General features: G+C 64.7%; 18 protein-coding genes. 12 read left to right on the top strand and 6 right to left on the bottom strand.

What is annotated here, in order from left to right; all coding sequences use genetic code 11:
• Window positions 1–63: 63 nt before the first annotated feature.
• The 3 genes from VQ044_RS08680 to VQ044_RS08670 form a co-directional block, all read right to left on the bottom strand.
• Complete coding sequence (locus tag VQ044_RS08680; protein ID WP_331827662.1) at window positions 64–1,434, bottom strand: porin; 1,371 nt, start codon at window positions 1,432–1,434, stop codon at window positions 64–66.
• A gap of 193 nt (window positions 1,435–1,627) precedes the next feature.
• Complete coding sequence (locus VQ044_RS08675; RefSeq protein ID WP_331827661.1) at window positions 1,628–4,270, bottom strand: AAA family ATPase; 2,643 nt, start codon at window positions 4,268–4,270, stop codon at window positions 1,628–1,630.
• A 3-nt stretch (window positions 4,271–4,273) separates the two neighbouring features.
• Complete coding sequence (locus VQ044_RS08670; protein WP_331827660.1) at window positions 4,274–5,395, bottom strand: metallophosphoesterase family protein; 1,122 nt, start codon at window positions 5,393–5,395, stop codon at window positions 4,274–4,276.
• A 207-nt stretch (window positions 5,396–5,602) separates the two neighbouring features.
• Here VQ044_RS08670 and ku point away from each other — a divergent pair, with 207 nt between their 5' ends.
• The 4 genes from ku to VQ044_RS08650 all read left to right on the top strand — a co-directional run bounded on the left by ku (window position 5,603) and on the right by VQ044_RS08650 (window position 10,999).
• On the top strand, window positions 5,603–6,553 hold the full coding sequence (ku, locus tag VQ044_RS08665; RefSeq protein WP_327625068.1) for a non-homologous end joining protein Ku: 951 nt from the start codon (window positions 5,603–5,605) through the stop codon (window positions 6,551–6,553).
• Window positions 6,554–6,564: 11 nt separating this feature from the next.
• The gene (gene ligD / locus VQ044_RS08660) at window positions 6,565–9,150 is read left to right on the top strand and encodes a DNA ligase D (protein WP_327646550.1); all 2,586 of its coding nucleotides are present in this window, start codon (window positions 6,565–6,567) and stop codon (window positions 9,148–9,150) included.
• A gap of 72 nt (window positions 9,151–9,222) precedes the next feature.
• Window positions 9,223–9,759: a gamma carbonic anhydrase family protein gene (locus VQ044_RS08655; protein ID WP_327625066.1), complete on the top strand. Its 537-nt coding sequence runs from the start codon at window positions 9,223–9,225 to the stop codon at window positions 9,757–9,759.
• 124 nt (window positions 9,760–9,883) lie between these two features.
• On the top strand, window positions 9,884–10,999 hold the full coding sequence (locus VQ044_RS08650) for a pyridoxal phosphate-dependent aminotransferase (RefSeq protein WP_327625065.1): 1,116 nt from the start codon (window positions 9,884–9,886) through the stop codon (window positions 10,997–10,999).
• 9 nt (window positions 11,000–11,008) lie between these two features.
• On the opposite strand, the gene VQ044_RS08645 is transcribed toward VQ044_RS08650, so the two are convergent.
• Window positions 11,009–11,281, bottom strand: a complete 273-nt coding sequence (locus VQ044_RS08645) for a sel1 repeat family protein (RefSeq protein WP_327625064.1) — start codon at window positions 11,279–11,281, stop codon at window positions 11,009–11,011.
• A gap of 366 nt (window positions 11,282–11,647) precedes the next feature.
• Here VQ044_RS08645 and VQ044_RS08640 point away from each other — a divergent pair, with 366 nt between their 5' ends.
• Both VQ044_RS08640 and VQ044_RS08635 read left to right on the top strand, forming a co-directional pair.
• Window positions 11,648–11,995 (top strand): DUF2147 domain-containing protein, encoded by a 348-nt coding sequence (locus VQ044_RS08640; RefSeq protein ID WP_327625063.1) that lies wholly within the window; start codon window positions 11,648–11,650, stop codon window positions 11,993–11,995.
• Window positions 11,996–12,128: 133 nt separating this feature from the next.
• Entirely contained in the window at window positions 12,129–12,467 is a 339-nt protein-coding gene (locus tag VQ044_RS08635) for a DUF2147 domain-containing protein (protein WP_327625062.1), read from the top strand.
• A gap of 92 nt (window positions 12,468–12,559) precedes the next feature.
• On the opposite strand, the gene VQ044_RS08630 is transcribed toward VQ044_RS08635, so the two are convergent.
• Window positions 12,560–13,273 carry a glutathione S-transferase N-terminal domain-containing protein gene (locus VQ044_RS08630; RefSeq protein ID WP_327625061.1) on the bottom strand — a complete coding sequence of 238 codons (714 nt, stop codon included), beginning with the start codon at window positions 13,271–13,273 and terminating at the stop codon, window positions 12,560–12,562.
• 183 nt (window positions 13,274–13,456) lie between these two features.
• Here VQ044_RS08630 and VQ044_RS08625 point away from each other — a divergent pair, with 183 nt between their 5' ends.
• The 4 genes from VQ044_RS08625 (at window position 13,457) to VQ044_RS08610 (ending at window position 16,927) form a co-directional block, all read left to right on the top strand.
• Window positions 13,457–13,645, top strand: coding sequence for a hypothetical protein (locus tag VQ044_RS08625; protein WP_327625060.1), 189 nt, complete (start codon window positions 13,457–13,459; stop codon window positions 13,643–13,645).
• Window positions 13,646–13,689: 44 nt separating this feature from the next.
• On the top strand, window positions 13,690–15,192 hold the full coding sequence (locus VQ044_RS08620) for an AMP nucleosidase (protein WP_327625059.1): 1,503 nt from the start codon (window positions 13,690–13,692) through the stop codon (window positions 15,190–15,192).
• 7 nt (window positions 15,193–15,199) lie between these two features.
• Complete coding sequence (locus tag VQ044_RS08615) at window positions 15,200–16,240, top strand: endonuclease/exonuclease/phosphatase family protein (RefSeq protein ID WP_327646547.1); 1,041 nt, start codon at window positions 15,200–15,202, stop codon at window positions 16,238–16,240.
• Between the two features lie 348 nt (window positions 16,241–16,588).
• Window positions 16,589–16,927: a type II toxin-antitoxin system HicB family antitoxin gene (locus VQ044_RS08610; protein WP_327625055.1), complete on the top strand. Its 339-nt coding sequence runs from the start codon at window positions 16,589–16,591 to the stop codon at window positions 16,925–16,927.
• A 46-nt stretch (window positions 16,928–16,973) separates the two neighbouring features.
• Here the strand turns inward: VQ044_RS08610 and VQ044_RS08605 are convergent, their stop codons facing one another.
• Complete coding sequence (locus tag VQ044_RS08605) at window positions 16,974–18,635, bottom strand: electron transfer flavoprotein-ubiquinone oxidoreductase (RefSeq protein ID WP_327625053.1); 1,662 nt, start codon at window positions 18,633–18,635, stop codon at window positions 16,974–16,976.
• Between the two features lie 220 nt (window positions 18,636–18,855).
• On the opposite strand from VQ044_RS08605, the gene VQ044_RS08600 reads away from it, so the two are divergent.
• Together VQ044_RS08600 and VQ044_RS08595 are read left to right on the top strand one after the other, a co-directional pair.
• Window positions 18,856–19,185, top strand: coding sequence for a DMT family transporter (locus VQ044_RS08600; RefSeq protein ID WP_327625052.1), 330 nt, complete (start codon window positions 18,856–18,858; stop codon window positions 19,183–19,185).
• 65 nt (window positions 19,186–19,250) lie between these two features.
• Entirely contained in the window at window positions 19,251–20,150 is a 900-nt protein-coding gene (locus VQ044_RS08595; RefSeq protein WP_327625051.1) for a uracil-DNA glycosylase, read from the top strand.
• Window positions 20,151–20,158: the final 8 nt, after the last annotated feature.

Below are 20,158 nucleotides of genomic sequence, written 5' to 3'. Positions count from 1 at the left end.
AAATCGACACAAAAAAGAGCCCGGCGCGAACGCCGGGCTCCCTTATCTGCAATGCTCGATCGATTAGAAAGAGCGGACGAACTGCAGGAAACCACCCGTCATGTTCGCATTGTCGGAGCCGAAGGCAGCGATAGCGGCAGGCGAGTTGTCGAACTCGAAGTCCGAATACGTGATCTCAGCCAAAACGTCGAAGTTGTTGGTGATCTCGTAACCGACGTTACCGACGATCTGGTAGAACTGCGCGTTGCCCGGGAGCGGCGCGCCATAGGCCAACCCCGTGTTGCCCTGCGACAGGTCGAAAGTCTCGCCGTAGATGCCGGAAACGGCCACGCCGAGCTTGCCGAACGCCTGTGCGTAACCGGCGCCAGCCGACCACTCAACCGGCAAGGTCCGAGCGAACGGGCCAGTGCCAATAACACCGATGGTCGAGTAAGCTGACGGATCGAATGCATAGCTGCCTTCGATCTTCAGCTCGGAGTCGGTCATCACGAGGTCCTTGAGCGACAGGCCGCCCTTGACCGCGAATGCGCCATCGCCGCTGCTCGCAACGATGAGGTCATCCATTTCGTAGTTGGCGATGTTCGCGAGATAACCACTCAGAGCGAGAGGACCGACCACCGAAGCCGGAAGCAGAACTTCCTCATCGTACGAGCCGGCGATGTAGATCGAGCCCCAGCCACCGGAGTAGTCCAGCTTGCCGACCACGTCCGGAGCGAAATCGCCGGTGGAGTCGTCTTCGAGCGAAACCGCGGCCGAGAAGCCGTTCGCGGCGTAGGTGTAGGACACCCGGTTGACCGTAAGGTCGCCGATCGACAGGTCGGTGTCGGTCAGCAGGCCATCACCTTCGGCCCAGAGCGAGTCGAGGTAACCCATGGTCAGGCCACCGAGCTGGATGTAGCCATGATCCATGTAAAAGTTGCCGTCGCCATCGGCTACGTTATCGGCCTGAACGCGGAGGAAGCCACGCAGGGTGCCAAGTTCGGTCTCTTCGCGAGCGTCGAACTGCAAGCGGCCACGAACCCTGCTACGGGCAAGGTAGTCGTCGCCTTCGGCGTTGGTACCGTCGAACGCCGGGGCCAAGCCCGTCGTGTCGAGATCCTGAACGATGTACTTGAAGCGGACATAACCGCTGACCGACAGGCACGTCTCGGTGCCCGGGATGTAGTAGAAGCCGGTGCCGTAAACGTCGCAGACGCGGACGTAGTCAGCAGGCTCGGCGGCGACCGGTACGATAACGTCCGCAGCGCGGGCGCCGGAGACTGCGACGAGTGCCGCAGCGGAGCCGAGAAGAAGGCTCTTAATGTTCATGTTCTGACCTCCAGTCAAATTATAGGTTAGGGTTGGGCCTTGTTTATGAAGGACAGCCTTCCCTGCCCCATCCCCTTCTGCGAAAGTCCGAAGCGTTTTGTCCCCGCGATCTTTCTGACGCGACATTATCCAGCGCCGGATCGGATGCAATCGCCTAATTGCCACAATGGGTCGGATGGGACGCTTTGGACACACCCCTGTTGCGGCGATGCCACTTTTTCGTTTACCCGCCGTTAAGGAATTGGCGAAAACAGCCAAAATGAGCGCCAAATAGCCCCGAAAAACGGCGTGGGGGCCGAATCGGCTCGGCTCGCCGCCTTCAGATTCTGAACAACGGCGCCCCAAGTCCGCGAAAATCCCGTTCCCGACAGGTCAGGACGATAATTTGCAGGTCTTCGGCAGCCTTTTGCAGCACCAGATGCATGCGCTCGAGGCGCTTTTCGTCCGTATTGACCAGCGCATCGTCGAGAATCACCGTCGCCGGATGGCCGCCCTTCTTCAGAACCTGCGCCAGCGCGATTCGTGTGACCACGGCCACCTGCTCGCGCGCGCCGGCTGAAAGGCGTTGGAAATGTTCCTCGACCCCGGCGCGATGCAGCCCCCTAATTTCCAGCGTCGTCTCGTCGAGCTCGATCTCGGTTCCTGGATGAATCAGCCGCAGATAGGGAGCCACCTGCGTCTTGATCGGTCCCAGCCAATGTTCGCGCGCCTCGCGCTGGGCGGCGAGCAGCGTCGAATGCAGCAGCTTCGACGCCTCGGCCTCAACGTTGAGACGGCCCAGGCGTCGTTCGAGGACGGTGACCTCGCCCTCGATCCGGTCGATGTCCTCGCCAAGCGCCGTCAGCCCGTGGCCGCCGAGTTCACCTTCCAGCGCGGCCGCTTCCTCGCGCAGGGCCACGACCTGGCGGCGAATCTCGACCAGTGCCCGGCGCTTGGATTGAAGGGTCAAGGCGACAGTCTCGGGATCGACGCCCGCCAGTTCGCGCTGACGCTGATCGAGAACCACGGCCTTGGCGGTCCGCTCGACTTCCGCGGCGGCCAGGTCTTCGGCCAGCGCCGCCCGGCTCCGCTTCGCTTCGGCCTCCAGATGCTCGCGCCGCAGCCGCTCGGCCTCCGCATGGCGAAACCCCGCTTCGCCCTCAGCCGTCGCCAATTGGGCGGAAGATTCGGCCGCCCTGCGGCGCATACCGTCGAGTTCGGCATCCGCGGCCTCCAGCAGGGCCCTTGCGGTCCGGCGCGCGGCTCGACTGTCCGATGGGTCGGCCTTCGTCTCGTTTTCCTCGGTGGGCGCCCCCATCGTCGCGCTGCGCTCGGCGATCTCGCCTTCGCGAAGCTCGAGCGCGGCGGCAGCCTCGGACAGGCCTTCGGGCAGGATGGCACCGAGCCGTGCCTTCAAGGTGTCCGCCGCGATCCGCCTCTCCTCGGCGGCCTGAACGCGCCGGCGCGCCTCCTCCAGCGAGGCAACCCCGTGCCGGGAGAACAGCCCGGCGCATGCGGCCTCCGCCGTCGCGGCATCGCGGGCCACAGCCCCCGCGTCGGCGCCGGGCTCGATGACGATCCGGCCGAAGCCTTCCAGATCGAAAACGCTGCGGCCGGTGATATCGACTGATCCCTCCGTCGCCACCGCCTCGCCAGCCGCGTCCCGCACGGCCTGACCGGCCGACGGTTCAAACCGAAGCTTTGGCGCGGCGACAGAGAGTCTGATCGCAGCCTCGCGGCGCGATTGCTCCGCCGCCTCGATCGCCGCCAGCGCCTTTTGATCGAGGCCGGCCCCGCTCGCGGCGCGGCGCAACTCGGCCAACTCCTCCTCGATCCCGCGCGCGGCTTCGATGCGTTGGCGAGCCTTGGCCAGCTCGTCCTGCTTGCGGGACAGTTCGGCCCGAAGCTGAATCGCCTCGTCCGCCGCCTCCGCCTGATCGGCGGCGGCCTTGGCTTCGGCCCGCCGCGCTTCGAGCCGCGCGACCTCCGAGCGCTCCTCGACCGCCCGCGCGCGGAACGCATCGAGGGATGCGGCGATTGCCTCCGCCGCCTGCGTCGCGCGTCCTCTTGTCTCGATGAGTTTGTCGCGCTGGCGCAGGATTTCGGCGGCGCCGTCGCGCTTGGCAAGCGCGTGGCGAAGCTCCCGTTCGGCCTCGCCGCGTTCCCGGTCGAGACTCTCGGCGGCCCGGGACGCGGCCTCCGCCGCCTCGACCGCGGCTTCCGCCTTGGCGACCGCGTCGTCGCGCTCGTAGGACAGAAGCGTTTCGCGCCGGCGCCGCAGCCGGTCGAGCTTCTCGTCATAGTCGGCGCGAAGAGCCAGCTTCGCCTGGAGCTCCGTGCGCAGTGCCTCGCGCCGCTCTTCCGCCTGGCGGATCGGCGAGGCCGAGGCCACGCGCAACGTGTCGGTAAAGAAGCGATCCTGCAGCGCCTTTGTGGCGGCGACCAGCGACCGGCCGCGCTCACCGCCGAGGATCTGGCCGACCTCCCCCTCCAGCGAGGCGGTAACGGCGTCCTTGCCGACGCCGATATCGAGGCCGCCGGTCGAGCGCCCTTGCTCGACCCACAACAAGCCGAACGCACCCTGATGCTCGCTGAGCTTGGAATCGCCGCGGCCGGGATGGGAAAAACGGAACAGCTCGGCCAGCCGCTCTTCCACCGCGTCGCCGGACAGGCTTCCGCCCGGCCAGGACAGGTCGGCCGACGGACGCTGAACGAATGCCTTGCGGAGCGTATAGGCGGTGCCGTCGATATCGAATTCCACCGCGACTTCCGGCCGCGCCTGACGATTGTAGGGGGCCAGCATCTTCACGGCCTCACCGCCGGCGCGATGCTTCTGGAAGAAGGCCGCCCTGAGCGCGGTCAACAGCGTCGATTTGCCGGCTTCGTTGTCGCCGACCACGACGTTGAGCCCGGGCTCGAACCGCGGCAGATCGACCGAGCCGACACCGGCGAAATCCGTCAGTTGGAGCGATTTCAGGTACATCGGCTAATCGCTCCCCGAGAGGCGCCGATGTTCGACATAGGCCATCCGCAGCGCCAGCTGGGCCGCCGCGCGCTCGGGGTCTTGCGGATCGGCGGCCTTCGCCCGCAGCCGTTCGATCGCGACGCGCACGAATCCGCCAACGTCGATATGGTCGAGATCCTCCTCGTCCGGCTCGTCCAGAAGGCCTTCGTCCGACAAGCGCAGATCGAACAGGCGCGCCTGCCAGCCTGCGAGCGCTTCATCGAGCCGAACCCGCTCGCGCAGCGACAGGCTGCCGGACAGCGTCAGGTCGAGCAGCGTCTCGCCCGGACGCGTCAACGCCGCAAGCGCATCGTCGAGCGCGCCGATGCCGCCGTCCAGTCGCACATCCATCGACCGCCAATCGAAACGCGCGATGCGGACTCGCTCGATCCGCGGCGCGACGCCGGGCGCGTCGATCTCCACGATCGCGACGTGACCCGGCGCATTGGCGGGATAGCGGTCCGGCTCAGGGGTCCCGGAATAGACGGTGCGCGGCGCGATCTCGACGAAGCCATGCCAATCGCCGAGCGCGAGATAGTCGAGTTTCGCCCTGTCCGCGCGATCGTCGGCGATCGGATTGCCGGCTTCGGCCTTCTCCGGCAGCCGATTGAGCACCGCGCCATGGGCAAGGCCGGCGCGCACCGCAGACGAGGGCGTCGCGGCGTGATCGAACCATTCGGTGAGATCCGCCCCCTCGCGGCGGCGGGTCAGCGGCGCCGGGAAGATGACGAGCGCCCCGTCCTTCAGAACCACCGGTTCGGGGCGGTCCGCGACCACGATCGTCGCCCTGGTCGTTAGCCGGCGGAGGCGGGTCCAGACCGAAACGCTCAGCGCGGCGTCGTGATTGCCGGGCAGCATGATCCATGGGCCACCGAAACCGGCCATGGCGTCGAGCGTGCGGTTGAGGTCACGATCCGGCACGGTATTGTCGTCGAAGGCGTCGCCGGCTACGAGCACGGCGTCGCAACCGCGCTCCTCGGCCAGCGCGGCGATGCGGGCGACGGCGGCGAAACGCTCGGCGCGCAGTTCGCCCCGGCGGTCGGGCTCGAAATTGCCGAACGGCTTGCCGATCTGCCAGTCTGCGGTGTGAAGGATTCGGATCAAGGGCAGCGCCTTGGCTGATTCATCGATTGTCTCTGCTTAACCGCGCACCTGCCCTTGGCAAGAGGGGACGAAGCGCGCCTCGATTTTTCAGGCCCCCCGGGACGCCTGCCGGGCGGCGCGGGAATGCTCACGGCTCGCCGGAACGAGTCGGGCCTTCACGCCGTTCTGTCTCCCGTAGCGGCAGTCATCGTGTCCGGAGTTAAAAAAATGGCGCCACGTCCCATCTGGAAAGGGCAGATTCGCCTGTCGCTTGTCTCGATTCCCGTCGAAATGTTCTCGGCCACCCAGACCGGTGCGTCGATCAGCTTCCGCCAGATCCACCGGGAGAGCGGCAAGCGCATTCATTACGACAAGGTCGTCGAGGGGATCGGTCCGGTCGACAAGGACGAGATCGTCAAGGGCTACGAAATCAGCAAGGACGAATATGTTCTCCTGACCGACGAGGAGATCGAGGACGTCAAGCTGGAGACGAAAAAGACGCTGGAACTCGTCCAGTTCGTCGATACCTGCTCCATCCCGCCGCTGTATTTCGACAAACCCTATTACGTCGTGCCCCAGGACGAACTTGCCGAGGATGCGTTCCGGGTGGTGCGCGACGCGTTACGCCAGTCGCAGAAGACCGGCCTTGGCCAGCTCTCGCTACGTGGCAAGGAGTATCTCATTGCGCTGCGCCCGTGCGGCAACGGCCTCCTGCTCGAGACGCTGCACTATGAGGACGAGGTCCGCAAATCGGATTCGATCTTCTCCGACATCTCCGATGCGGAGACCGACGAAGACCTGCTCGACGTCGCCACCCAGCTCATCGCCAAGAAATCCGCGCCCTTCGACGCATCCGCTTTCAAGAACCACTACACCGACGCGCTGAAGAAACTGATCGCCGAGAAGCGCAAGAAGGGTGGCAAGGCGACGATCGCCATCGAGGAAGACGAACCGGCACCATCCGACCGAGGCAGCAACGTGGTCGACCTGATGGCGACGTTGAAGAAGAGCCTGGAAGGCGACGGCGGTTCCGCCGGGGTGAAGGCTGCGGCAGCGAGGGATCGGAAGCCACCCGCCAAAGCACGGGCGACAAAGTCGCCCGCCGCCGCCTCGGGCAAATCCGCGAAGTCCGCGAAACCGGCCACGAAGAGTCCGTCCAGCCGGCGCAAAAGCGCCTGAGGATCGGCGCGATGGCAGCAAAGGGCGACGAGCTCCTCGGCACCTACCGTGAGAAACGGGATTTCTCCAAGACCCGTGAACCCTCGGGATCGGCAAATCCGCCTCCCGGCGATGGCGCCTTGTTCTTCTGCGTCCAGAAGCACGCCGCGACCCGGCTTCATTACGACTTCCGCATCGAATGGGACGGCGTTCTGAAAAGCTGGGCGGTGACCAAGGGCCCCAGCCTCGATCCGGCCGCCAAGCGCCTGGCGGTCAGGACCGAGGACCACCCGATGGATTACGGGACCTTCGAGGGCACCATTCCGAAGGGCCAATATGGCGGCGGCACGGTCATGCTCTGGGACCGGGGTTCCTGGGAGCCGCTGGAAGACCCGGAAAAGGGTTTCGAGAAAGGCAGCCTGAAGATGCGCCTGTCCGGCGAGCGGATGCGGGGCAACTGGGCGCTGGTGCGCATGAAGCCACGCGAAAAGGAGACGCGCGAGAACTGGCTGCTGATCAAGGAAAAGGACGAGGCGGTGGACCGGCGTCGCAACCTCCTCAGCGCCGACACCAGCATCAAGACCGGCCGCACTATGGCGGCGATCGCCAAGGGCGACGAAAGCTGGGCCGAGACCCGGCGCCCCGGCGAGCCCGCAGCCAGGTCCAGCCGAACCGGCGCCAAGCAGGCGGCCGAGACGAAGACGGAAGCAAAGTCCTCCCCCTCCCTGCCGCTCCCGCGATTCCATGCGCCACAGCTGGCCACGCTGGTCGACGCCGCTCCCGACGGCGGCGACTGGCTGCACGAGATGAAATATGATGGCTACCGCGTCATCATCGCGGTCGGCAAAGGGCAGGTGCGGTGTTGGACCCGCAACGAAAAGGACTGGACCGACAAGTTCGGGCCGGTCGCCGAGGCCGCGAGGGAGCTCGATTGCGGCAATGCCCTGATCGACGGCGAGATCGTCGCCTTCGACGCCAAAGGCAAGACCGACTTCTCGACACTGCAGCGGCATCTCGGCGAGGGCGGCCCCCTCGCCTGTTTCTGCTTCGACGTGCTGCATCTGGACGGCAAGGATCTGACCAAACGGCCGCTGACCGAGCGCAAGATCGCGCTGAAGGCGCTCCTGGATCGCACGCCCTCCGATCTGCTTCTTTATAGCGAGCACATTTTGGGCAGCGGCCCGGCGGTGTTTGAGAAGATTTGCGGAGCGGGTCACGAGGGCATTATCGCCAAGCGCGCCGATGCACCCTACCGGTCCGGGCGTAGCAAGTCCTGGCTGAAGGTCAAATGCACAAGGCGACAGGAATTCGTCATTGGCGGCTGGTCACCGTCGGAAAAGAAGGGCCGCGCCTTCTCCTCGATCCTTGTTGGAGTCATGGAGGACGGACGCCTGCGCTATCGCGGCCGGGTCGGCTCCGGTTTCGATCAACAGACGCTGGAGGACCTCGCGGAGCGCTTCGACGACCTCTCCCGCCAGACCTCGCCCTTCGATGCGATTCCGAATGATGTCGAGCGCGGTGCCCATTTCGTCACCCTGAAGCTCGTTGCGGAGATCGATTTCGCCGAGTTCACCGCCGACGGCCATATCCGCCACGGCGTGTTCAAGGGGCTGCGCGAAGACAAGGCGGCCGAAGCCGTGACGGACGAGCGGCCGCAGCCGATGCAAGCCACGCGCCCAAAACGTGTGCCCGATGGCAACGCCTCCGCCTCGCGTCGCTCCGGCAGCGCGCCCACCACCGTCGCCGGTGTCAGGCTCACCAGCCCGGATCGCGTGGTTTACGACAGTCAGGGCGTCACCAAGCTCGATCTGGCGCATTACTATGAAGCAGTGGCCGCGCGCATGCTGGAGCATGCCGGCAACCGCCCGGTCTCACTGGTGCGCTGCCCGCAGGGGCGAAACAAGCACTGCTTCTTCCAGAAGCACGACACCGGTGGCTTCCCTGACGCCGTGAAGACGGTGGCCGTGCCGGAAAAAGACGGCGGCACCGCCGATTATCTGACCATGCCCGATTCTGCTGCCCTCGTCGGGGCGGTGCAGATGAGCACGCTGGAATTCCACATCTGGGGCGCACGCAACGATCGGTTGGAAAAGCCCGACCGGCTGGTCTTCGACCTCGATCCGGACGAAGGCCTGGGCTTTGCCGACGTGCAGACGGCGGCCGTCGATCTCCGCGACCGTCTCGCCGATCTCGGCCTCCAGAGCTTTGCCATGGTCACCGGCGGCAAGGGCGTGCATGTGGTCGTGCCGCTCGAACGGCGGCAGGGCTGGACGGAGTTGAAGGCCTTCGCCAAGGGCTTTGCCGCGAGGCAAGCCGACACCGAGCCGGAGCGTTTCGTCGCCACCATGTCCAAGGCCAAGCGGAAGGGCCGAATCTTCATCGACTGGCTGCGCAACGAGCGCGGCGCGACCGCCATCACTCCATACTCCACGCGCTCGCGCGCGAGCGCGTCCGTGGCAACGCCGGTCGGCTGGGACGAACTGGCGACGCTCGACGCAGCCAATGGCTTCGACATTGATGCGGTGCTGCAGCGGCTACAGGACGCCGACCCATGGGCGGATTACGGCTCCGTGCGTCAATCGATCACCAAGACGATGCTGTCGACCGTCGCCGGCTGACGGATCGTCAGAGCGCTTGATTCCGGCCCGCGCCTGACGCAATTTCGCCGCCGCAACCGAAGGAATTTGCTGATGCCCCTATATGCGCTCGACGGCGACCGACCCGAAACCTCGCCCCACAGCGAGGTCTTCGTCGCGCCCGGCGCCCATGTTATTGGGCGGGTGCGCCTCGGCAAGAACGCCAATATCTGGTTCGGCTCGGTGCTGCGCGGCGACAATGAATGGATGACGATCGGCGAGAACACCAACATCCAGGACAATTGCACCCTGCACAGCGACCCCGGTTTCCCGCTGACCATCGGCGCCGGCTGCACGATCGGCCACGGCGCCATCGTCCATGGCTGCACCATCGGCGAAAATTCGCTGATCGGCATGGGCGCGACGGTCCTCAACGGCGCCCGGATCGGCAAGAACTCGATCGTCGGCGCCAATGCACTGGTGACCGAGGGCAAGGAGTTTCCGGATAATTCGCTGATCGTCGGCGCACCGGCCAAGGTAGCGCGCACACTCGATGACGCGGCGGTCGCCGGGCTCAAGGCCGCGGCCGAGCACTATGTCGCCAACGCGCGACGCTTCGCCCAGGGGCTCGAGCGGATTGATCGGGAATGATACGGGGACGTCGTCGTCACGCCAGACGGATCGACAGGCGACCGCCGCGTTGAATCGAAATCACAGCGACTCCTCGTAGCCAATTGATTCCGCTTTGTGCGCTTAGCCCTTGATCCGGATCGCCATGACACTCTTCACCAGCCTCGCCCGGTCACTTCCCGCCACTATCCCCTTCGTCGGCCCGGAGGCGATCGAGCGCCGCACCGGGGTGCCGTTCAAGGCGCGGCTCGGCGCCAACGAAAGCGTCTTCGGCCCGTCGCCGAACGCCGTCGGGGCCATGGCCGAGGCGGCGCGCGGAAGCTGGGCCTATGGCGACCCGGAGAATTTCGAGCTGAAACAGGCGCTCGCCGACCATCTCGGCATCGGCTTCGACAATGTAACGGTCGGGGAAGGCATCGACGGGCTGCTCGGCTATCTGGTGCGGCTCACCTGCACGCCGGGCGACGTCGTGGTGACGTCACGCGGCGCCTATCCGACCTTCAACTATCACGCGGCCGGCTATGGGGCGTCCGTCGACTTCGTCCCCTACCGGTCGGACGATCATGAGGATATCGATGGTCTGATCGAGCGGGCCAGGGAACTGCGTCCGAAACTCGTCTATTTCGCCAACCCGGACAATCCGACCGGCTCCTGGCACGAGGCGAGGGCAGTCGAGCGCCTGATCGACGAAATTCCGGAGGAGGCGATTCTCGTTCTCGACGAGGCCTATAGCGATCTGGCGCCGGCGTCGGCGCTGCCGCCCATCACTCTGATGCGGCCCAATCTCCTGCGGTTTCGCACCTTCTCCAAAGCCTACGGCATGGCCGGCATGCGGATCGCCTATGCGATCGGAGAGGCCGACACCGTCGTTCAGTTCGACAAGGTGCGCAATCATTTCGGCGTGTCGCGCGTGGCGCAAGCCGGGGCATTGGCGGCGTTGAAGGATCAGGATTATCTGCGCGCGGCGGTGGCGAGGATCGTGGCGGCGAGGGATCGGCTGGCCGCTATCGCCCTGCGGGCCGGGCTGACGCCCCTGCCCTCGGCGGCGAATTTCGTCGCCATGGATTGCGGCGGCGATGGCGATTATGCCCGCGCGCTGCTCGAGGCGGTGATCCGCCGCGGCGTCTTCATTCGGATGCCGGGTGTGGCTCCGCTCGATCGGATGATCCGCGTCACGGTCGGACGGGACGAGGATCTCGCCCTGTTCGAGACCGCGCTTGCCGGCGCGATCGATGAAGTCGGCGCGCCCAAGGCCGGGTGACGTCGACGCTCAGTGAAGGGTCAGCCATTCGCGAGCGGCGCGTAGCGCCGCCGCGATCTCCGACTTCGACATCTGTCCGGCGATATCCTGGCGATGGAAGGCCGCATCCTCGGCGCCCTTGCGGTCGGCAAGATTGAAATACATGTGGGCGGCGATGAAATTCACCGCGCCATCGCGGCCCGAGGCCGCCCGCATACCAAGGTCGAGGAGGATGTCGGCGTCGACGAATGCGGCGCCGTTGACCGTCGGTTCGGAATAGTTCTGGAAGTCGATGCGAGCCATTGTCTTTGCGTCCCTGTCGCTATTGATCGGGCTGCTGTCCGATAGCGTCAGAATGACCGGCACGACTGAAAAGGCGATTAAAGTTCGAGCTTAATTAGACTTAAACATCGCCGACGGAAAAGCTTCCGTCATATTGCGTAACAGTATGAGACAAATAGGTTATTCCGAAAATCAACTCCAATCAGTCGGTTCTTGGCTTTACCGAACGCTAACCGCGTTTCCACAAGGGCCAGCGCCCGGCGCGGCGTTTCCGGCTCTTTGCCCCGCTCCGGGTCACTTGCGATTTTCCGCGATTCAATTACGCTTACGTCAAGGGAATATGGCGGACGGTAGCCTGTCGCCCGGTTGTTTCCGTGGGAGGAAGAAATGAGACGAGTATTCCTTGCGGCCGCGTGCTTCAGCCTTGCCATGGCCGGAGCGGCCCACGCCGATCCGATCGAGGGCAAATGGCGGATGCCGTCCGGCTATGACGCCAAGATCGCGCCCTGCGGCGGCGCCTTTTGCCTGACCTATACGAACGGCCCCTACAAGGGCAAAACCTTCGGCCAGATGCAGCCCAAGGGCGGCGGTCAATATGCCGGCTCGGTGACCGACTACACCAAGGGCGGCAAGCAATATTCCGGCAAGGGCAGCCTCTCCGGCAACACGCTGTCGATCTCGGGCTGTGTGCTCGGCGGCCTGTTCTGCCGATCGCAGAGCCTCAACCGTCTCTGACGGCGGCCGACTACTGGAAACTCTCACGATGCGCTCGGTCGCGTGATGCCGGCACTCCCGAGCCGGGCCACCGTGCTGCCCAAATCCGCCAATACTGTTCGCCTGGGGACGTCCCAGCGAACAGGAACAGAGCATGCGCCAGCTACTTCTCGCCGTCACGGCTATCGCGGCTATCACGTCGCCGACGCTGTCGGCCGAGCCGATCGTCGGCAAATGGCGCGCGCCGGAAGGCGGCATCGTCAGGGTGACGTCATGCGGCGACGCCTATTGCGCCAAGGTCATTACCGGCGAGCACAAGGGCAAGTCGGTCGGGCAGATGTCGGGGGCCGGCGTGGAATATATCGGCACCGTCACCGATCCGCGCGAGGACCGGACCTATAACGGCAGCGCGCGCGTGGAAGGTGGACAGCTGAAGCTGACCGGCTGCGCCTTGAAAATCTTCTGCAAGACGCAAATCTGGGTCCGCGTCTGAGACCGCCGGCGCGACTTTTCGTGAACCGACCCGCCGCAGTTTGCGGGCCGGCATCTCTGGCTGACCGCGACGAACGCGGCCCGCCTTTGTAGTCAGGCGCGGGCGCGCTGGCCGAACAGGACGCTCTGGGCGTTGCTGTCGGTGGCCAGGTTCATTTTCTCGCGCTCCTCTTTGCCGATGTCCAAACCCTTGGACACCGCCGGGCGCGATTTGACGACATCGAACCACCGCCGCAGATTCGGGAACTCCTCCAGATCCTGACCCTGGTTCTTGTACGGCACCACCCAACCGATCGCCGCCATGTCGGCGACAGAGTAGTCGGCGCCGCCGAGATAGTCGTTGTCCTTCAGGCGTCGGTTCATGACCCCGTAGAGCCGGTTCACCTCATTCGTATAACGGTCGATGCCATAGGCGATCTGCTCCGGCGCGTAATTGCGGAAGTGATGGGCTTGGCCCGCCATCGGGCCGAGGCCGCCGATCTGCCAGAACAGCCATTCTTCGACAGCGACCCGGGCCCGCTCCTCGGTCGGATAGAATTGGCCGAACTTGCGCCCGAGATATTGCAGGATTGCGCCTGACTCGAACACCGAGATCGGCGCGCCGCGCGGCCCCTCCGGATCGACGATCGCCGGCATCCGGTTGTTCGGGGAAATCGCCAGGAAGTCCGGTTTGAACTGGTCGCCCGCGCCGATATTGACGTATTCGATATCGTAAGGAACGCCGAGTTCCTCCAGCATGATGGAGATTTTCCAGCCGTTCGGCGTCGGCCAGTAATACAGCTTGATCGGATCGGTCTGCGTCGGCATCGCAAAAATTCCTGTCATCCCGGGTTGGCGTTACCCACCGACCTAGCGCCACGACGGCGAAGCGCAAAGCCGTATTTCGCCGGACGCTGCGTTCATCATCGGCATCCGGCCGGCGACACCGCTTCAGCTTCGGTTCAGGCAACCCGTGCAAACATGAGGAAAATCGTTTAGGACGACGCCATGATGACGCGATTGACAATCATCACCGCGCTGATCGCACTCTTTGGGGTGAGCTTCAGTTTTCTGGCCCAGAACTCCGTCAACCGCCCCGGCAGCGCCTTTGCCTCGGTTGCGGGAAGCGATTGCGGCTACCGGATCGGTATCGTCTGTCCGCTCGAACGCGATCCAACGACGACGCGGGCGAAATTTTAGGTCGCTCGTCTTCTCCGCGCCACGCCAGCCGGCTAAACCAAGGCATGACCAAGCCCTTTCCCTTGCCGGCCGATCCCAACTACCAGAGCCCCGAGCCAGCGCCGCCACGGCCCTTTAACGACGCGGAGGAGGCCGTGGCCGAACTCACCCGGCTTTACGACCGGTCGGTCGCCTTCCTGTCCGACACATTCGATGGCGTTCTGGAGAAGGGCCTCGGGGGCAAGCGCTACCGCGCCTACTACCCCGAGATCTCGCTGACGACGGCGACCCACGCCAAGGTCGATTCGCGCCTCGCCTTCGGGCACGTCGCGCGACCCGGCCGCTATGCCGCAACGATCACGCGACCCGACCTCTTCCACCACTATCTCATCGAGCAGATCGATCTCTTGATCCGCAATCACGGTCAGCCCGTCACGGTTAGCGATTCGACCACGCCGATCCCGCTGCATTTCGCCTTCGGGGAAGGATCCTACGTCGACGGAGGGTTGGCCGAGAAACTCGATCGCCCTTTGCGCGATATCTTCGACGTGCCCGACCTGGAGGCGACTGACGACCGGATCGTCAACGGCAATTTCGAGCCGCGCGACGGCGAAGCGCTGCCGCTCGCCCCATTTACTGCGCAACGGGTCGACTATTCGCTGCACCGGCTGTCGCATTACACCGCGACCCGACCGGAGCATTTTCAGAACTTCGTCCTGTTCACCAACTACCAGTTCTATGTCGACGAGTTCTGCATGCTGGCGCGCGAAATGATGGCGGAGGGCGGCGGCGGCTATACCGCCTTCGTCGAGCCTGGCAACGTCGTCACCCCGGCCGGCACGCGCGAGCCGGCCGAAGGCATGGCGCCGCTTCGGTTGCCGCAGATGCCCGCCTATCATCTGAAACGCGATGACGGCCACGGCATTACCATGGTCAATATCGGCGTCGGCCCCTCCAACGCCAAGACGATCACCGACCATATCGCGGTGCTGCGGCCGCATGCCTGGCTGATGCTCGGACACTGCGCGGGACTTCGCAACAGCCAGGAGCTCGGCGACTACGTACTTGCCCATGCCTATGTGCGTGAGGACCATGTTCTCGACGCCGACCTGCCGCTGTGGGTGCCGATCCCGGCGCTGGCCGAGGTGCAGGTGGCGCTGGAGCAAGCGGTTGAGGAAATCACCGGCCTGTCGGGCTACGAATTGAAGAAGATCATGCGGACCGGCACCGTCGCGACGATCGACAACCGCAATTGGGAATTGCGCGATCACAAGGAGCCGGTGGAACGCCTGTCGCAGTCTCGGGCCATCGCCCTCGACATGGAATCGGCGACGATCGCGGCGAACGGTTTTCGTTTCCGCGTTCCCTACGGCACCCTGCTCTGCGTCTCCGACAAGCCGCTGCATGGCGAGTTGAAATTGCCGGGGATGGCGACGGAATTCTACAAGCGGCAGGTCTCACAGCATTTGCGGATCGGCATGCGCGCCCTCGAGCTGATGTCGGAGGTGCCTTCCGAGCGGGTGCATTCGCGCAAGCTCCGCTCGTTCTTCGAGACCGCGTTCCAGTAGGCGCCTCATGTCGGCCGCTCGCCCCCGCCCCTCCGACCGGCGCCGCGTCAGCCGCGCCCTTGCCCAGGCGCTCGCGCTTGCCGCGGCTTTGGCGTTCGCCAGCGGCTATTTCGGCGACATCGTCCCGTTCTTCGATACGCTGGCCCATTTTCGCGCGCATCTCGCCGTGCTCTTGTTGCTCGCCGGGCTCGCGCTGCTTGTCATCCGACCTGTCACGGCGGGTCTGGCGGCGATCATTCTCGGCGCGTTCGGTCTTTTCTCGGTTTATCCGGCCATGCTGCCCGCCGCCTCATTGGCGTCGGCGCCCGGCGGCACGGCTCGCTACACGCTTTTGCAAATGAATCTGCGCTGGAGCGCCACCGATCGCACAGCGGCAATTCGGCTCATTGGGGAGCTTTCACCCGACGTCGTGACCCTGCAGGAGGCGCGGAAAGAGTGGCGGCCGCTGCTGCAATCCCTCTCCGCGCGATATCCCTACCGGTTCGATTGCACCGGCCCCCGCGCCTATTTCGACGTCGTCATCCTGTCGCGTCGGCCCTTCGCGAGCGACGATCCGGGGGATTGCGATCGTCCCGGGACATTCGCCAGCCGAACCGTCGATTTCAACGGACAAGCGCTCACCATTGCCACCCAACATTTGACCTGGCCCTGGCCGGGAAAGCAGTGGCGCCAGCTCGGGCAGCTTCAAGACCGTCTCCGGCGACTTCGCCGGCTCGGGACGCCCGTCCTCATTGCCGGCGACTTCAACGCCGCCCCCTGGAGCGCTGCGCTCAGGACCTACGCCGCCGCGAGCGGCACGGACATCGTGCCGAATGTCGGGCCAAGTTGGTTCTTCCAGCCCTTCACCAGACGGCTCGCGCCCTATGCGGGACTGCCGATCGACAATATTCTCGCTTCGCCCGGCATCGACATTCTCGACGTCGCGCGGCAACCGGCGACCGGCTCAGACCATCTCCCGCTGCTGGTGACCTTCGGTGTCGACAGCGCCCTGCCCGGCATTGTCGAACCGCAGCGATCGATAGTGGAACGACGCGCTCTGGATGATTGATCCGGCCTCGTCGACGTCGCATTTGCGCGGTATGCCCTCCCCTTTCATGCTAGCATTTTCCGCTTGCATTCCATCGCACCGAGCACGATATTGCTTGCATGAATAGCAAGCATCGCAGGACGCTGGTCGCCATCTTCGCGGAGCCCGTTTCCGGTTCCCTGGATTGGGCGTCCATCGAAGCGCTTCTCATGTCCGTCGGATGTGAGTTGGTTGAAGGTTCCGGGTCGCGCGTGCGGTTCAACTCCGACGGCGCCGTCGCAACATTTCATCGGCCGCACCCGCCAAGGAAGCCAAACGTTACCAGATACGAGCGGCCCGCGATTACCTCATCAAGATTGGAATCGAGCCATGAACACGATGTCCTACAAAGGCTACGCGGCCCGTGTCGAATACGACGATGCGGACGAGATTTTCTTCGGCCGCATCGCCGGGATCGATGACGGTGTGACGTTTCACGCCGACACCGTTCCAGAACTCAAGGCGGCTTTCCACGATGCCGTGGATGACTATGTCGAAACTTGCGCGAAAATCGGAAAGGCGCCGCAAAAGCCCTATTCGGGTCGCGTGATGTTCCGCATATCGCCGGAGATCCACGCCAAGGCGGCGCGTGCCGCGGAGCTTTCCGGCAAGAGCCTCAACCAGTGGGCGGAAGAGGTCTTGCGCAGAGCCTCGGAAATTGCCGCCTGATCGACCAGAAAAGTAGCCGCAGGATCGCGACCAGGTCAGGCTCGCCTCACATCACCTGATAGACCGGCCCCTCGCCGCCCTGGGGCGGAACCCAGTTGATGTTCTGGTTGGGATCCTTGATGTCGCAGGTCTTGCAGTGGACGCAGTTCTGGGCGTTGATCACGAACGTCTCGGCGCCGTTCTCCTCGACCCATTCATAGACGCCGGCCGGACAATAGCGCTGCGACGGGCCGGCATAGACCGCCCATTCGGACGAATGCTGCAGCGCCGGATCCTTCACCTGCAGGTGGACCGGCTGGTCCTCCTCGTGATTGGTGTTGGACAGATAGACCGACGAGACCTTGTCGAAGGTCAAGACGCCATCGGGTTTCGGGTATGCGATCTTTTCGTGCTTGTCCGCCGGCTCCAGGCAGGCGTAATCCGGCTTGCCGTGCTTTTGCGTGCCGAAGAAGGAAAATCCGAACAGCGAATTGGTCCACATATCGAGGCCGCCGAGCGCGATGCCGAGCATCGTGCCGTATTTCGACCAGAGCGGCTTGACGTTGCGGACCGGCTTCAGGTCGTCGCCGATCGGGGACGTGCGCCACTCGTCTTCATACGCAGCCAGCCGATCGTGCGAACGGCCGGCCTTGATCGCCTCGGCCGCCTTTTCCGCCGCCAGCATGCCGGATGTCATGGCGTTGTGGGCGCCCTTGATGCGCGGCACGTTGACGAAGCCGGCCGAGCAACCGATCAGCGCGCCACCTGGGAACACCAACTTCGGCACCGACTGCCACCCGCCCTCGGTAATCGCGCGGGCGCCATAGGCGATGCGCTTGCCGCCCTCGAGCAGCTTGGCCACGTCGGCGTGGGTCTTGAACCGCTGGAATTCGTCGAAAGGCGAGAGATACGGGTTCTTGTAGTTCAGGTGCATGACGAAGCCGACGTAAACCTGATTGTCGCCGAGATGGTAGAGGAACGATCCGCCGCCGGTGCCGCCGTCGAGCGGCCAGCCGAAGGAGTGCTGGACGAGGCCAGGCTTCGACTTCGACGGCTCGATCTCCCAGAGCTCTTTCAAGCCGATGCCGAACTTTTGCGGTTCGCGTCCCTCGTCGAGCCCATAGGCCTTGATCAGCTGCTTGGCGAGCGAGCCGCGGACGCCTTCGCCGATCATCACGTATTTGCCCATCAGCGCCATGCCGCGCTGGTAGCTTGGTCCGGGCTGACCCTCGCGTGTCACGCCCATGTCGCCGGTCGCGACGCCAATCACCGCGTTCGACTCGTCATAAAGAATCTCGGACGCGGCGAAGCCAGGATAGATCTCGACGCCGAGCGCCTCGGCCTTTTCCGCCATCCATTTGCAGACGAGGCCGAGCGAAACGACGAAATTGCCGTGATTGCCCATCAGCTTCGGCATCAGGAAGTTCGGCAGGCGGATCGAGCCTTGCGGGCCGTAGAAATAGAATCGGTCGTCGGTTACTTCGGTCTTGATCGGCGTCTCTTCCAGTCGCCATTCCGGCAACAGACGATCCAGCGCCGACGGGTCGAGAACGTTGCCGGACAGAATGTGAGCGCCAACTTCCGCGCCCTTTTCCAGGACCACCACCGTCAGTTCGGGATCGAGCTGCTTCAGGCGAATGGCAGCCGCCAATCCGGCCGGACCGGCTCCCACGATGACCACGTCGAAGTCCATCGATTCGCGTTCGGGCAGAGTTTCGGCTTCACTCATCGTCTCATCCCTTGTCCCGGTTCCCGCCGATCGCTGCGGCTGCATGGCCAGCGACCGCACCGATCGCCCTACACTAGCGCTCCCGCGTGTCCGGACGAGTTCTATCGTGATCGCCCTTGACGTCAATCCGGTGATGCGAAGCTCTATTGGGCTCCGTCCCGCTTGACCGCAGCGCGCGTGGCGGTGCTAGACAGCGGTGTCGATCGCGCGGGGGGCGGATTTGAATTTTCTCTATCTGAGTGTTGCGATCGTTTGCGAAATCATCGGAACGACCGCGCTGAAGTCTTCCTTTGGCTTCACCCGCCTCGTGCCGTCGCTGGTAACGGTCGGCGCCTATGTGCTGGCCTTCTATTTCCTGTCGCTGCCGCTTCGCACCCTGCCGGTTGGCATCGTCTATGCCATCTGGTCGGGCACCGGAATCGTGCTTCTGGCGCTCATCGACCTGTTCTGGTTCCGGCTGTCGATCGATTTCGCCGGCTTCGCCGGTGTGGCCCTGATCCTCGCGGGCGTCATCGTCATCAACGTGTTTTCGCAGACCGTCGGCCATTGAGAGCACGCGCGCAAGTTCCCGGGCAAGCCGTCGCGCCGCGTGCCCGAATGGGCTAGGAAGACGCCATGAGCGCCGAGATTCAATCGACCGACAACCACGCGGCCATCGCCCTGCTCGAATGGTATCGCGCGGCCGGGATCGACGTCGTTCTGGACGAGCGGCCGCGCGACCGTTTCGCCGAGACCCAAGTCGAGATCGAAGCGAGACGCGCGCGCAACGCAAGTCCACAGACCCGGCCCGAATCCGCCGGCCCCGCTCGCACGCCGGCGGCCATCGCGAAGCCCGTCGCGAGCCCGTCGGACAGCGCCGCGTTTCCAACCCCGCGGGTCGCCGTGCCGGACGATGTCGCCGTTGCCGACGCCCGGGAACGCGCGCGCTCGGCCGCCGACCTCGCCGAGCTGCAGGTCGCGCTCGAGGCCTTCGACGGCTGCAATCTGCGTATCACCGCGAAGTCGACCGTCTTCGGCGACGGCAGCGAGACCGCCGACGTGATGTTTGTCGGAGAGGCCCCCGGCCGGGAGGAGGACGCGGCGGGTGTCCCCTTCGTTGGCCGCTCGGGCCAGCTGCTCAATCGGATGCTGGCGGCGATCGGACTGGAGCGGGAAGCCGTCCGGGTGACCAATACCGTGCCTTGGCGCCCGCCCGGCAATCGGCCACCGACACCCGCCGAGACGCTGATCTGCCTGCCATTCGTGCAGCGCCATATCGAGTTGGTGCAACCGAAGATCCTCGTCTGCCTCGGTTCGCCCGCCTCCAAGGCGCTCCTTGGCTCGCAGGAGGGTATTCTGCGCATCCGTGGACAATGGACGCGCTATAGTTTCGGAGTCGAGGCCGACCAGGCCATCGACGCGACGGCGATGCTTCACCCCGCCTATCTGCTGCGCCAGCCCGCGCAAAAGCGACTGAGCTGGCGTGACTTGCTGACGCTGAAAACCCGGCTTGCGGAGGAACGCGGGGCGGGGTGAACGCCAGT

Source organism: Aurantimonas sp. C2-5-R2 (assembly GCF_036549495.1).
In the GTDB taxonomy this organism is placed as follows: domain Bacteria; phylum Pseudomonadota; class Alphaproteobacteria; order Rhizobiales; family Rhizobiaceae; genus Aurantimonas; species Aurantimonas coralicida_A.
This window is presented reverse-complemented; position numbering and strand designations above follow the sequence as displayed.